Below are 13,458 nucleotides of genomic sequence, written 5' to 3'. Positions count from 1 at the left end.
TGTTGAATCGGTTATTGCGAGCTGAGCAAGGAACCGATGCTTGGGTCCTTGAACAGGCGGGTCAACGCATCACTGAGGACGTCGCTGACCAGCTTGGTGTTGGTTTCCTGGTTTGGCGACATGCCGAAGCGCTGGTTCAAGGACGCACCGTAGCGACCGCTGTAGCGACGGGTGCCGGCGCTGACGTCGGACTTGAAGGTCGCACCGATGGACGCTTCGGTCACGTACAGGCCGTCTTTAGGCGACTGGTATTTCAGCTCGGCCAGGGTAATGGTCAGTTGCGGCGCACCCGGCGCATTGGGGCTTGGGGTGAAACCCAGCAGACGCACGGCGGCTTCAGCCTGGGCCTGCAGCTTGGGCAGTACGTCCTGGGCATTCACAGAAACCAAAGCGGTCTCAGGGTACAGGCCACCGCGCGAGCCGAGGGTCGGCGATGGACGGCCATCCACCACACGCACCGACACCGGCTGGCCATGCCCGACAGGCGCCAGCTGCGAGGTGACTTTCGGCTCTGGGCTGAGTTGTTGCGGGCTGTTGGCGCAGCCAACCAGGGTCAAACTGGTCACAGTGATCAAACCGAACAACAGGCGTTGCAACATACTCATTTCTCCAAGACTAGGCGCAAACAGGCCAGCAGTATAACGGTGCACGCACGCCACTCACCAGCCATCCTGAACGGGAGCTGAAGCCGCGTTGAAATTACAACTTCGCATAAATTCGTCATTCCAATGTCATGACACACTGGCAACCTTCAAGCATGTAACACCATAGGTACAAAGCCATGCGCCTTCTCAAATCGCTGTTCATGCCAAACGCCCGTCATCGCCACTATGCCTTGCTTGACGCACGCGGCCATTGCCTGGCGTTCAAACAGTGCAGCCTGCCTCCGGTCGGCGAGGGCTGGGTGGAAGTAGCGGAGACCCATCTGGGTTGGATGCACCGTCCGCTGCCGGCCAGCGCCCGGGTGAACTCGATGTCGACACATGGGCACCCACGCCACGCGCTGGCTTCCTGACCAGATCCTTAATAAAAGTCATAAAACACGCCCATTTCCCTGGCGTTCTTCGCTACAATCTCCCCCCGATTATAAGGACGTCTCCTGATCGGGCCTCGCAGCATCGTTAATGCCTCGGCACTAACCCCCAAATCGCCCACAGAGAGCCGCCCACACAGATCGAGTGAAGCTGGCGTGCTTGCTGTTTTCCTTGCAAACCATCCGCCTTTACCGAATCTGCCAGAGCTGCCATTGCGCTCGGCCACTTGAGTTGTTTGCCCGTTTTGCCGCGTGTCGGCAGGAGTCTCGGGCCAGGTGCCAGGCTGGGGCAGCCCTTTTTTGAGGTTCACGTCTTCAAAAGAGCGTGAAAAAACGGGTTTTCACAACTTCACAAGAGTGTGGCGAGCAAATGAATAGTTTGGCGTTTGTACAAGCACCATCAGCGTCTGGAACAGCCCAACCACACAGGACCGAGCACGCCTTAAAAACCGGAGCTTGAGCCTGTCCGCTACGGATTGGTTGCACGAATCGCACGCTTTGACCATAAGTCGAATTGCCACAGGCGCCCATGAATGCGTTCATAGGCAGATTAGCCCGGCAGGAAGCGTGCGCTGAACATGCAAAGAATTGCGAATCGGACATGGCGATCCTGGCCATGGGTAACCTGGGGCAACACGTGAACCGCCCCGTCACTCCTGGCAGCCATGCCGTCAATTTGGTGCTGCAGATTTTGGAGACGCGTTAAATGGCGCATAACGAAGCAGTCGACGTAGTACTGGTAGGGGCCGGCATCATGAGTGCCACCCTGGCCGTACTGCTCAAAGAGCTCGACCCCGGCCTCAAGCTGGAAGTCGTTGAGCTGATGGATTCGGGTGCCGCGGAAAGTTCCAACCCGTGGAACAACGCCGGGACCGGCCACGCCGGGCTGTGTGAGCTGAACTACACACCCCAGGCCGCCGATGGCTCCATCGACATCAAGAAAGCCGTGCACATCAACACTCAGTTCGAGGTGTCGAAGCAGTTCTGGGCGTACCTGACCAAAAAGGGCACCTTTGGCTCGTCCAAGTCCTTTATCAGCCCGGTGCCGCACCTGAGCTTCGTGCAGGGCGACAAAGGCGTGGACTTCCTCAAGAAGCGCTTTGAATCCCTCAGCCAGCACCACGCGTTTTCGGACATGCACTACACCGAAGACCGTAGCGAAATGGCCGAGTGGATGCCGCTGATGATGCCGGGCCGCCCGCTCGATGAAAAAATTGCGGCCACCCGTGTCATGAACGGCACTGACGTCAACTTCGGCGCACTGACCAACCAACTGCTCAGCCACCTGACCAGTTCGCCCGACGCCCAGGTCAAGTACTGCAAGCGCGTGACCGGCCTCAAGCGCAACGGCGCGGGCTGGACCGTGAGCATCAAGGACGTCAACAGCGGCAACAGCCGTGAAGTCGACGCCAAGTTCGTGTTCCTCGGCGCCGGTGGCGCGGCCCTGCCGCTGCTGCAGGCCTCGGGCATCGAAGAGAGCAAAGGCTTTGGCGGCTTCCCGGTCAGCGGCCAGTGGCTGCGTTGCGACAACCCGGAAGTGGTCAAGCATCACCAGGCCAAGGTCTATAGCCAGGCTGCCGTAGGTTCGCCACCGATGTCCGTGCCACACCTGGACACCCGTGTGGTGGATGGCAAGAAATCCCTGTTGTTCGGGCCATACGCCGGTTTCACCACCAAGTTCCTCAAGCACGGCTCGTTCCTTGACCTGCCGATGTCGATTCGTGCCGGTAACATCGGCCCGATGCTGGCTGTGGCCCGCGACAACATGGATCTGACCAAGTACCTGGTCAGCGAAGTGCGCCAGTCCATGGAACAGCGCCTGGAATCCCTGCGTCGCTTCTACCCGGAGGCGAAAGCCGAAGACTGGCGCCTGGAAGTGGCCGGCCAACGGGTGCAGATCATCAAGAAAGACCCGAAAAAAGGCGGCGTGCTGCAATTTGGCACCGAGCTGGTCGCGGCCAAAGACGGCTCGCTGGCCGCACTGCTGGGCGCATCCCCGGGTGCTTCGGTGACCGTTTCGATCATGCTGGAATTGATCGAGAAGTGCTTCCCAGGCAAAGCCGCGGGTGAATGGGCCGCCAAGCTGCAGGAAATTTTCCCGGCACGGGAAAAGGTCCTGGAGACGGACGCCGAGCTGTATCGCAAGATCAACGCGCAGAACAACATCAGCCTGGAACTGGTTGAACCCGTAGGAGCGAGCTCGCTCGCGAAAAACGTCAACGATAACGCAGCGCATATGGATTAACGCAGCGCTCTCTGGTTTTTCGCGAGCAAGCTCGCTCCTACAGTAGAAAGCAAAAACGCCCCGCTCTCGCAATGAGAACGGGGCGTTTTTTATGTCTCGGATAATCAGCCGCGAGCGTTTTCGATCAGTTCGATGTACTCGTCCGCATTGCGCTGGTCCTTGATCAGGTCGACGAAGGTCTGGCCATGCTCATCCTTGCCGTCGAGGTCCAGGCCCGCGGCCTTGAAAAAGCCCAGGAACCGCTCGAAATCGTCGATACGCAGGCCACGGTAGGCCTTGATCAGTTTGTGCAGGGACGGGGAAGTCGCGTCGACCGGCTCGAAGTCCAGGAACAACTTGATCTGATCGTCGCCGATCTCGTCACCAATCACCTGTTTCTTATCTTTACGCATTACCGACTCCAGCCTGCAGACATTTACACGGGGTTTGAAGTCTACCTGCGAGGCGCAGGCTTGTGTAGGCGGGGCTACCTGGCCTTTACAGCACCGGTGTGCAGGTCCGCCCAGATGTGGCCATTGGTGTAGCTGAGAAACTGCACGTACACCGTGTCATTGCGCAGCAGGTCGACAATCACACGGTATTGGGCCACCGGGTAGGACAGTGTCAGGGTTTTGCTCTTGTCATCGTAGGCCGGTTTTTTCAGGCTTTTGCTTTCGGCGTCGAAATTGAGCACCACTTGGGCGATGGACGCGCCTTTGTTCAGGGACTTGCCTTTGAGGCGGATCATCAGCGGCGAAGTCACCGGGATCGGCTGCTGGCTGGACTGGCGCTGGTTGCCGACCACCACCGCGTACTCGGTGACTTGCAGCAATTGCTGCTGATCCGGCGCTTCGGCGCGCAGGGTCAGGTCGTCCGAGGGCAGGAATTGGCTGTGCATCGGTGCCGGCGCCGCGGCCAGCGGCAGGCTGAGGGTCAGCGCCAGGGCGGCGCAGGTGCGTATCAACAGACTCATGGGCCGCTCCGGCAAGATGGGCCCAGCACTGTAGCTCAATCGAACTGGGCAAGCATCCAGCGTTGATACTCGGCCACCCCAGCATCGCCTTCGCGGGGCGCCCAGTCGGCCAGTTCACCCTCGCCCACCGGGCGATAGGGCCCCGCTTTGCACTCGAACATCACGGTGTCGGGCTCCAGCACCACCAAACCGTGGAATACACCGGGCGGAAGATCGACGCCGGCGCATTCACCACCGGCCTGCATCACACGCTTGGCGAGCACTTCGCCCGTTTCGCTGAACACCAGCAACCCCAGGCTGCCTTGCAGCACAAGCAAGGTTTCGGCCTTGTCCGCGCTCAGGTGCCGGTGAGGCGGCACGTAGGTGTCCGGTTGCAGGCCCACCGCCAGGCGATGGCAGGGCTCTTCCATCTGATGGAAATTGTGATGGTGGCGGCCACGAGGGCTCGCGCCCGCTTTCTCGGCCAGTTCGGCAAACAGCGTCTGATCAAGAAAACGGGCCATGGCTCACATCCCTTTGACGGCGTAGATCCCGTTGGCATTGCGCCAGTAGCCTTTGTAGTCCATGCCGTAACCGAAGATGTAGCGGTCGATGCATGGCAAGCCGACATAATCAGCCTTCAGGTCTGGGCGGGCCTTGCGGTCGTGGTCTTTGTCGATCAATACGGCTGTGTGCACTTTGCGCGCGCCAGCGTGCTTGCAGAAGTCGATGATCGCGCCCAGGGTGTGGCCTTCATCGAGGATGTCATCGATGATCAGCACGTCGCGGTCGATGAACGAGACTTCCGGCTTGGCTTTCCAGAACAGGTCGCCGCCACTGGTTTCGTTGCGATAACGGGTGGCGTGCAGGTAGGACGCTTCCAGCGGGAATTGCAGGTGGGTCAGCAATTTGCCGGCGAAGATCAGGCCACCGTTCATCACGCAGAAGACCACCGGGTTGGTGTCGGCCATTTCGCGGGTGATGTGCGCGCCGACCTTGGCGATCGCCTCTTCGACTTGCGCTTCAGTGTACAGGCAGTCAGCCTCGCGCATGATTTGACGGATATGCTCGAGATCAGCGGACATGGCGCTCTCCAAGGGGGTGCTGTGGCAAGAAAAGCGGGCGAAGGTACGCTTCTCGTGCGCTCCGAGCAAGCGTTAATGGACTAACGTACTAGATGTCTATAGGACAACACCCTCGGATAGATTAATCTAGGCCGGTTTTTTTGCCCGCCGCCGGAGCCTTTCCCATGCCCACTCGCGAGATCCGCCACCCGCTGATCCGACACAAGCTCGGCCTTATGCGCCGCGCCGACATTAGCACGAAGAACTTCCGTGAGCTTGCTCAGGAAGTCGGAGCGTTGCTCACTTACGAAGCCACCAAGGATTTGCCCCTGGAAACCTACGAGATCCCCGGTTGGGCCGGTCCCGTCCAAGTGGAGAAAATCGCTGGTAAGAAAATCACCGTGGTCCCGATTCTGCGCGCCGGTATCGGCATGCTCGAAGGCGTGCTCAGTCTGATCCCGGGCGCCAAGGTCAGCGCCGTGGGCGTAGCCCGCAATGAAGAGACGCTGGAGGCCCACACCTACCTGGAAAAACTCGTTCCGGAAATCAACGAGCGCCTGGCGATGATCATCGACCCGATGCTGGCCACCGGCAGTTCCATGGTTGCCACCATCGACCTGCTGAAAAAAGCCGGTTGCCGGGACATCCGCGCCATGGTTCTCGTCGCTGCGCCCGAAGGCATTGCGGCCGTCGAGAAGGCCCACCCGGACGTGCAGATCTACACCGCGTCCATCGACGAGCGCCTGAACGAACACGGCTACATCATCCCAGGCTTGGGCGATGCCGGTGACAAGATCTTCGGCACCAAGCAGAAGGACGCGTGAGCATGCAGGATGAATTCAACGACCCGCTTTGGCGCCAGATCCTGTCTGGCGCACAAATGCTCTTCGTGGCATTTGGCGCGCTGGTGTTGATGCCGCTGATCACAGGTCTTGATCCAAACGTTGCATTGTTCACCGCCGGCCTGGGCACGTTGTTATTCCAGGTCGTAACGGGCCGCCAGGTGCCAGTCTTCCTGGCGTCGAGCTTTGCCTTCATCACCCCGATCATTCTCGCCAAGCAGCAATTCGGCCTCGCGGCGACCATGGGCGGGGTGATGGCGGCCGGCTTCGTCTACACCTTCCTGGGCGCTGCCGTGAAGATCAAGGGCACCGGTTTCATCGACCGACTGCTGCCTCCCGTGGTCATTGGCCCGGTGATCATCTCCATCGGCCTCGCCATGGCACCGATTGCCGCGAATATGGCGATGGGCAAAGGCGGTGACGGTGCCGAACTGATCCCCTACAGGACAGCGATGCTGATCTCGATGCCGGCGCTGCTGACCACCTTGATCGTGGCGGTGTTCGGCAAGGGGATTTTCCGCCTGGTGCCGATCATTTCCGGCGTGCTGGTGGGTTTTGCCATGTCGTTCTACTTTGGCGTGGTCGACACGGCGAAGATCGCCGCCGCACCGTGGTTCGCCCTACCCCACTTCACCGCGCCGGAATTCAACTGGCAGGCGATCCTGTTCATCGTCCCCGTGGCCCTGGCGCCGGCGATCGAGCATATCGGCGGTGTGATTGCGGTCGGCAGCGTGACCGGTCGCGACTACCTGAAGAAGCCCGGCCTGCACCGCACCCTGCTGGGCGACGGCATTGCCACCACGGCCGCCGGCCTGTTTGGCGGCCCACCTAACACGACCTACGCGGAAGTGACCGGCGCGGTGATGCTGACCAAGAACTACAACCCGAGAATCATGACCTGGGCGGCGGTGTTTGCCATCAGCCTGGCGTTCATCGGCAAGTTCGGCGCACTGCTGCAGAGTATCCCCGTGCCAGTGATGGGCGGGATCCTGTGCCTGCTGTTCGGTTCGATTGCTGCGGTGGGCATGAACACGCTGATCCGCCACAAGATCGACCTGGGCGAGGCGCGCAACCTGGTGATCGTGTCGGTGACGTTGGTGTTCGGGATTGGCGGTGTGCTGGTCGGCACCGGCACCGGCCCGGATGATTTCGGCCTCAAGGGCATCGCCCTGTGTGCGGTGGTGGCGATTGGTTTGAACCTGCTGCTGCCGGGCAATGATGGTTGGAAGAACAAGAAGCCGGATGAGCCGTTGATTTAACTACCAACGCAAAACCAATGTGGGAGCGGGCTTGCTCGCGAATGCAGTGTGTCATTCAGCACATCAGTGACTGAACCACCGCATTCGCGAGCAAGCCCGCTCCCACATTTTTTTGATCTCCAGTGTGGCTTAGAGCTCGCCAAGCCCATCGATCAACGCCTGATTCTGCTCCGGCGTACCAATGCTGATCCGCAGGAACTGGGCAATCCGTTCCTGCTTGAAGTGCCGCACGATCACACCTTGCTCTCGCAACTTGGCCGCCAGGCCGGCAGCGTCGTGCTTGGGGTGACGAGCAAAGATAAAGTTCGCTGCCGACGGCAACACTTCAAAGCCCTTCGCCTCCAACTGCCCGACCACCTTGTTGCGGCTGTCGATCACCAACTGACACGTCTTGTCGAAGTACTCACGGTCCTCGAACGCCGCCGCCGCGCCGACAATCGCCAGGCGATCCAGCGGATAGGAGTTGAAGCTGTTCTTGACCCGCTCCAGCGCCTCGATCAGGTCCGGATGGCCCACGGCCAGGCCCACCCGCAAACCGGCCAGTGAGCGCGATTTGGACAGGGTCTGGGTCACCAACAGGTTCGGGTAACGGTCCACCAGGCTGATTGCGGTTTCGCCACCGAAGTCGATATAAGCTTCATCGACCACCACCACCGAATCCGAGCTGGCCTTGAGGATCTGCTCCACCGCGTCCAGCGCCAGCACTGTGCCAGTCGGCGCGTTCGGGTTAGGGAAGATGATTCCGCCGTTGGGCTTCGCGTAATCCTCCACACGAATCTGGAACTGTTCGTCCAGCGGCACCGGGTCGGATTGGATGCCATACAGGCCGCAGTACACCGGGTAGAAGCTATAGCTGATGTCCGGGAACAGCAGCGGCAGGTCGTGCTGGAACAGGCCGTGGAAAATGTGCGCGAGGACTTCATCGGAACCGTTGCCGAGGAACACCTTGCCGGCATCAATCCCGTAATACTTGGCGACCGCCTGTTTGAGCAGGTCGCTGTTGGGGTCCGGGTACAGACGCAGGTTATCGTTCAACTCGGCTTGCATCGCGGCCAACGCCTTGGGCGATGGGCCGTAGGGGTTTTCATTGGTGTTGAGCTTGACCAGTTTGGTCAGCTTGGGTTGCTCGCCGGGCACGTAAGGCACGAGGTCCTTGACGAAAGGGCTCCAGAATTTGCTCATGTCTCAGTTCCCCTTCTCTTCAAGGATGCGGTATTCAGCGCTACGGGCGTGAGCGCTCAGGGACTCACCACGGGCCAGCACCGAGGCGGTCTTGCCCAGTTCGGAAGCACCCTGTGGCGAACAGAAGATGATCGACGAACGCTTCTGGAAGTCATACACCCCCAGCGGCGAGGAGAAACGCGCGGTACCGGACGTCGGCAGAACGTGATTCGGGCCCGCGCAGTAGTCGCCCAAGGCTTCGCTGGTGTGGCGGCCCATGAAGATCGCGCCGGCGTGGCGGATCGACGGCAGCCAGGCTTGCGGATCGGCGACGGACAGTTCCAGGTGCTCCGGCGCGATGCGGTTGGCCACTTCAATGGCCTGTTCCATGTCGCGTACCAGGATCAACGCACCACGGCCATTGATCGACTTCTCGATGATCTCGGCGCGGTCCATGGTCGGCAGCAGCTTGTTGATGCTGGCGGCGACCTGGTCGAGGAACGCGGCGTCCGGACTGACCAGGATCGCCTGGGCGTCTTCGTCGTGCTCGGCCTGGGAAAACAGGTCCATGGCGATCCAGTCCGGATCGGTCTGACCGTCGCACACCACGAGGATTTCCGACGGGCCGGCGATCATGTCGATACCGACCTGGCCAAACACGTGACGCTTGGCGGTGGCGACGTAGATATTCCCAGGGCCGACCACCTTGTCGACTTTCGGCACGCTCTCGGTGCCATAAGCCAAGGCCGCGACGGCTTGGGCGCCACCGATGGTGAACACGCGGTCGACACCGGCGATGCAAGCGGCGGCCAGCACCAGCTCATTGATTTCCCCGCGCGGGGTCGGCACCACCATGACCACTTCGGTTACGCCCGCCACTTTCGCCGGGATCGCGTTCATCAACACCGACGACGGGTACGACGCCTTGCCGCCCGGGACGTACAGGCCAGCGCGGTCCAGCGGTGTGACCTTCTGGCCCAGCACGGTGCCGTCGGCCTCGGTGTAGCTCCAGGAGTCCTGTTTCTGCTTTTCGTGGTAGCTACGCACCCGCGCCGCCGCGACTTCCAGGGCTTCGCGCTGAGGTGCAGTAATGCGCGTCAGGGCCAGTTCCAGGCGTTCACGGGGCAGGATCAGATCGGCCATCGACGCAACGTCCAGGCCATCGAACTGGCGGGTGAAGTCCACCAGCGCCGCATCACCACGCTCGCGCACGGCCTTGATGATGTCGAGCACTCGCCCGTTGACCGACTCGTCGGACACGCTTTCCCAGCTCAGCAGATGATCCAGATGATGGGCAAAATCCGGATCGGCAGCGTTGAGTCGGGCAATTGCAGTGGACGTGGTCATAGCGAGGGCCTCATAGGATTGGCAAAAATGCTCAGGCGCCGAAAGTTAGCAGTCGATCCGCTTGGGCACCTGAGAATTCTGGCTATGAGGCGGATAGACGGGCGCGACCTAGGGCCGCGCGGGTAAGTCAACCGCGGTGTCGCGACTCCACTGCCTTGCGCAGGGTGTCGATCAACGCCTGGATACGGGCGTGCTGCATCTTCATCGATGCTTTGTTGACGATCAGGCGGGAGCTGATGTCGGCAATGAATTCTTGCGGCTCAAGACCGTTGGCACGCAGGGTGTTGCCGGTGTCGACCACGTCGATGATCTTGTCGGCCAGGCCAATCAGCGGCGCCAGCTCCATCGAACCGTAGAGCTTGATGATGTCGACCTGGCGACCTTGTTCGGCGTAGTAACGCTTGGCAACGTTGACGAACTTGGTCGCCACGCGCAGGCGGCCTTTAGGCTCGACGTCGCCGACACGGCCAGCGGTCATCAGCTTGCACAGGGCAATACGCAGGTCCAACGGCTCGTACAGGCCCTGGCCGCCGTATTCCATCAGCACGTCCTTACCGGCGACACCGAGGTCGGCCGCACCATGCTCAACGTAGGTCGGCACGTCGGTAGCCCGCACGATCAACAGGCGAACGTCGTCCTGGGTCGTGGGGATGATCAGCTTGCGGCTCTTGTCCGGATTCTCGGTCGGCACGATGCCCGCTTCAGCCAGAAGCGGCAAAGTGTCGTCAAGGATGCGGCCCTTGGACAGTGCGATGGTCAACATGGGAAACGTCAGTCCTTCATCAGGCTATTGCTGCCCGGTCGCAAACGGCGCCGGACACAGATCGAGGCCATAACAGCCTCGATTTGGAACAAATCTGTATTTGTAGGAGCGAGCTTGCTCGCGAAGAACTCATGGACACCGCGTTGATTCTGGATAAACACGTTATCGTTGAAGTTTTTCGCGAGCAAGCTCGCTCCTACAGCGCAGCAGGGACTAGCCCGGTACGCGGCGGATTTTTGCGCCGAGCATCTGCAGTTTTTCTTCGATGCACTCGTAGCCACGGTCTATGTGGTAGATGCGGTCGATCAGGGTGTCACCTTCGGCGATCAGCGCCGAGATCACCAGGCTGGCCGAAGCCCGCAGGTCGGTGGCCATCACTGGCGCGCCCTTGAGTTTCTCGGTGCCGGTGACGATGGCGGTGTTGCCTTCAACCTGGATCTTCGCACCCATGCGGTGCAGCTCGTACACGTGCATGAAACGGTTTTCGAAGATGGTCTCGATCACGGCGCCGGTGCCTTCGGCAATGGCGTTCAAGGAGATGAACTGCGCCTGCATGTCGGTCGGGAACGCCGGGTACGGAGCGGTACGCACGTTGACGGCTTTAGGACGCTTGCCGTGCATGTTCAGCTCGATCCAGTCTTCACCGGTGGTGATTTCGGCACCGGCTTCGCGCAGTTTTTCCAGGACCGCTTCCAGGATGGTCGGATCGGTGTCCTTGACCTTGACGCGGCCACCGGTCACGGCGGCGGCAACCAGGTAGGTGCCGGTCTCGATACGGTCTGGCATGACCTTGTAGGTAGCGGTGTGCAGGCGCTCTACACCATCGATGGTAATGGTGTCGGTGCCGGCGCCGGAAACCTTGGCGCCCATGGCGTTCAGGAAGTTGGCCAGGTCGACCACTTCCGGCTCGCGCGCGGCGTTCTGCAGCACACTGCGGCCTTTGGCCAGGGCAGCGGCCATCATGATGTTCTCTGTACCGGTCACGCTGACGGTATCAAAGAAGAAATTCGCGCCACGCAGGCCGCCTTCCGGCGCCTTGGCCTTGATGTAGCCGCCTTCGACGTCGATCACTGCGCCCATGGCTTCGAGGCCACGGATGTGCAGGTCCACCGGACGCGAGCCGATGGCGCAGCCGCCAGGCAGCGCGACTTCGGCCTCACCGAAACGGGCAACCATCGGGCCCAGCACCAGGATCGACGCACGCATGGTTTTCACCAGTTCGTACGGGGCGATCAGGGTCTTGATGGTGCGCGGGTCGATTTCGACAGCCAGTTTCTCGTCGATCACCGGCTCAATGCCCATGCGACCGAACAGCTCGATCATGGTGGTGATGTCGTGCAGGTGCGGCAGGTTGGCCACGGTAACCGGGCCATCGCACAGCAGGGTCGCCGCCAGGATCGGCAAGGCGGAGTTTTTTGCACCGGAGATGCGAATCTCGCCATCTAGGCGGGCACCGCCGGTAATAATCAATTTATCCATAAGAATCTCGACGCCTTGGGGGCTCAGGTGCGCTCGGCCCAGGCCGCGCGGCTGAAAAATTTCATAGTGACCGCATGGATGCTGCCATCGGTGATCCACGGGTTCAAATGGGCATAGATCTGCTGTTGACGCTTGACCGGGCTCAATGCCGCCAGTTCATCGCTAATCACGTTCAGCTGGAAGTTGCAGCCTTCGCCTTCAACTTCAACGGTCGTTTCCGGCAGCTTTCCTTCAAGAAAGCTCTTAACTTCTAGGGCCTGCATGCTCAACCTCTATCGGCGCCCAGTGCGCACGGGTCGCACATCATACAAAAAAGCCCCGCGCCTGCGAACCCCGCATAGCAGGACTCTGACGGGGGGCCTCTTTAATAATGTGTATTAAGGATGGGCCAGCAGCTCGGTCAGCCCGGAAACTTCGGCGATTTCACGCATGTCTTCGGGCATTGCACGAATGCTGACCGGCTTTTTGGCCGCCTCAGCATCGCGCAAGAAGCACAGCAGCAACGACAAACCCACGCTGCTGGACTTGGTCACCGCCGAACAATCCAGCACCAACGCGGGCGCGGAGCTGGTCTTGATCAGTGCCTGGCCCTGCTTGCGCAGGTCAGGCCCGGTGCGGTAATCCAGCACGCCGCTGATGAACAGCTCGCCGGCATCGCCAAGACGAACAGCCGCTTCAGTCATTGTGCAGGCTTCCCGGCTTCTTTATCGGACGTTTCCTTGGCCTTGGCGACCTCACCGGCCCAACCATTGATGGTTTTATCCAGGTCGTTGCCATTGCGCTGCATGGCATCGGCGAACTGGTCACGGAACAGCTTGCCGATGTTGATGCCATTGATGATCACGTTACGCAGCTTCCACTCGCCGTTGACCTTCTCCAGCGTGTACTGCACCGGGTAGACGGCACCGTTGTTGCCCTTGACGCTCATGTTGACGCTGGTGCGATCACCGGACTCGTCACCGGCCGGAGCGACGGTAATGCCCTGGTTGTTGTACTCAAGCAAAGCGTTACCGTAGAACTGGAACAGGCCACGCTTGAAGTTTTCCTGGAAGGTCTGCATCTGCGCCGGGGTCGCCTTGCGCGAATACTTGACCGTCATGATGCTGCGGGAAATGCCCTCGGCATCGACGACCGGGCCGACAATGGTATTGAGTGCGTCGTAGAACTTACTCGGATCTTGCTTGTACTGCTCTTTATTGGCAGTCAGGTCAGCCAGCATCTTGCTGGTCGTGTCCTGCACCAGGTCGTGCGCAGAACCTGCAGCGTTAGCCATCAGCGGCAGCGCTGCCAACAACACCAGCAGGCCACGTCGCAAGGTAGAGATCATGAACAGA

Annotated in this window: 16 protein-coding genes; 4 read left to right on the top strand and 12 right to left on the bottom strand. The window is 60.4% G+C overall.

Annotated features, from left to right (window positions below):
* Nucleotides 1-11 precede the first annotated feature (11 nt).
* Entirely contained in the window at nucleotides 12-599 is a 588-nt protein-coding gene (locus HX793_RS05580; protein WP_016978308.1) for a YajG family lipoprotein, read from the bottom strand.
* Between the two features lie 182 nt (nucleotides 600-781).
* Here HX793_RS05580 and HX793_RS05575 point away from each other — a divergent pair, with 182 nt between their 5' ends.
* Together HX793_RS05575 and mqo are read left to right on the top strand one after the other, a co-directional pair.
* Nucleotides 782-1,015, top strand: a complete 234-nt coding sequence (locus HX793_RS05575; protein WP_016978309.1) for a hypothetical protein — start codon at nucleotides 782-784, stop codon at nucleotides 1,013-1,015.
* A gap of 724 nt (nucleotides 1,016-1,739) precedes the next feature.
* On the top strand, nucleotides 1,740-3,278 hold the full coding sequence (gene mqo / locus HX793_RS05570; protein WP_177050235.1) for a malate dehydrogenase (quinone): 1,539 nt from the start codon (nucleotides 1,740-1,742) through the stop codon (nucleotides 3,276-3,278).
* A 104-nt stretch (nucleotides 3,279-3,382) separates the two neighbouring features.
* On the opposite strand, the gene HX793_RS05565 is transcribed toward mqo, so the two are convergent.
* The 4 genes from HX793_RS05565 to HX793_RS05550 form a co-directional block, all read right to left on the bottom strand.
* Nucleotides 3,383-3,670 carry a PA4642 family protein gene (locus HX793_RS05565; RefSeq protein ID WP_177050237.1) on the bottom strand — a complete coding sequence of 96 codons (288 nt, stop codon included), beginning with the start codon at nucleotides 3,668-3,670 and terminating at the stop codon, nucleotides 3,383-3,385.
* A gap of 74 nt (nucleotides 3,671-3,744) precedes the next feature.
* Complete coding sequence (locus HX793_RS05560) at nucleotides 3,745-4,230, bottom strand: hypothetical protein (RefSeq protein WP_177050239.1); 486 nt, start codon at nucleotides 4,228-4,230, stop codon at nucleotides 3,745-3,747.
* A 35-nt stretch (nucleotides 4,231-4,265) separates the two neighbouring features.
* Nucleotides 4,266-4,733, bottom strand: coding sequence for a WbuC family cupin fold metalloprotein (locus HX793_RS05555; RefSeq protein ID WP_177050240.1), 468 nt, complete (start codon nucleotides 4,731-4,733; stop codon nucleotides 4,266-4,268).
* A gap of 3 nt (nucleotides 4,734-4,736) precedes the next feature.
* Nucleotides 4,737-5,294, bottom strand: coding sequence for a hypoxanthine-guanine phosphoribosyltransferase (locus HX793_RS05550; protein WP_010213093.1), 558 nt, complete (start codon nucleotides 5,292-5,294; stop codon nucleotides 4,737-4,739).
* Between the two features lie 164 nt (nucleotides 5,295-5,458).
* On the opposite strand from HX793_RS05550, the gene upp reads away from it, so the two are divergent.
* Together upp and HX793_RS05540 are read left to right on the top strand one after the other, a co-directional pair.
* The gene (gene upp / locus HX793_RS05545; protein ID WP_010213094.1) at nucleotides 5,459-6,097 is read left to right on the top strand and encodes a uracil phosphoribosyltransferase; all 639 of its coding nucleotides are present in this window, start codon (nucleotides 5,459-5,461) and stop codon (nucleotides 6,095-6,097) included.
* A gap of 2 nt (nucleotides 6,098-6,099) precedes the next feature.
* Nucleotides 6,100-7,374 (top strand): uracil-xanthine permease family protein, encoded by a 1,275-nt coding sequence (locus tag HX793_RS05540; RefSeq protein ID WP_177094945.1) that lies wholly within the window; start codon nucleotides 6,100-6,102, stop codon nucleotides 7,372-7,374.
* A 129-nt stretch (nucleotides 7,375-7,503) separates the two neighbouring features.
* On the opposite strand, the gene hisC is transcribed toward HX793_RS05540, so the two are convergent.
* From hisC to HX793_RS05505, 7 genes are all read right to left on the bottom strand, one after another.
* Complete coding sequence (gene hisC, locus HX793_RS05535; RefSeq protein WP_177094947.1) at nucleotides 7,504-8,556, bottom strand: histidinol-phosphate transaminase; 1,053 nt, start codon at nucleotides 8,554-8,556, stop codon at nucleotides 7,504-7,506.
* A 3-nt stretch (nucleotides 8,557-8,559) separates the two neighbouring features.
* The gene (hisD, locus tag HX793_RS05530) at nucleotides 8,560-9,882 is read right to left on the bottom strand and encodes a histidinol dehydrogenase (protein WP_177094949.1); all 1,323 of its coding nucleotides are present in this window, start codon (nucleotides 9,880-9,882) and stop codon (nucleotides 8,560-8,562) included.
* Nucleotides 9,883-10,009: 127 nt separating this feature from the next.
* Entirely contained in the window at nucleotides 10,010-10,645 is a 636-nt protein-coding gene (gene hisG, locus HX793_RS05525) for an ATP phosphoribosyltransferase (protein WP_010213102.1), read from the bottom strand.
* A 213-nt stretch (nucleotides 10,646-10,858) separates the two neighbouring features.
* Nucleotides 10,859-12,124 carry a UDP-N-acetylglucosamine 1-carboxyvinyltransferase gene (gene murA, locus HX793_RS05520; protein WP_010213103.1) on the bottom strand — a complete coding sequence of 422 codons (1,266 nt, stop codon included), beginning with the start codon at nucleotides 12,122-12,124 and terminating at the stop codon, nucleotides 10,859-10,861.
* Between the two features lie 23 nt (nucleotides 12,125-12,147).
* The gene (locus tag HX793_RS05515) at nucleotides 12,148-12,387 is read right to left on the bottom strand and encodes a BolA family protein (RefSeq protein ID WP_003188597.1); all 240 of its coding nucleotides are present in this window, start codon (nucleotides 12,385-12,387) and stop codon (nucleotides 12,148-12,150) included.
* Between the two features lie 114 nt (nucleotides 12,388-12,501).
* Nucleotides 12,502-12,807 carry an STAS domain-containing protein gene (locus tag HX793_RS05510; RefSeq protein ID WP_033899385.1) on the bottom strand — a complete coding sequence of 102 codons (306 nt, stop codon included), beginning with the start codon at nucleotides 12,805-12,807 and terminating at the stop codon, nucleotides 12,502-12,504.
* Nucleotides 12,804-13,451 carry an MlaC/ttg2D family ABC transporter substrate-binding protein gene (locus HX793_RS05505; RefSeq protein WP_016976201.1) on the bottom strand — a complete coding sequence of 216 codons (648 nt, stop codon included), beginning with the start codon at nucleotides 13,449-13,451 and terminating at the stop codon, nucleotides 12,804-12,806. Before HX793_RS05505 ends, HX793_RS05510 begins: the two co-directional genes overlap by 4 nt.
* Nucleotides 13,452-13,458 lie beyond the last annotated feature (7 nt).

The organism is Pseudomonas reactans (assembly GCF_013387025.1).
In the GTDB taxonomy this organism is placed as follows: domain Bacteria; phylum Pseudomonadota; class Gammaproteobacteria; order Pseudomonadales; family Pseudomonadaceae; genus Aquipseudomonas; species Aquipseudomonas reactans.
This window is presented reverse-complemented; position numbering and strand designations above follow the sequence as displayed.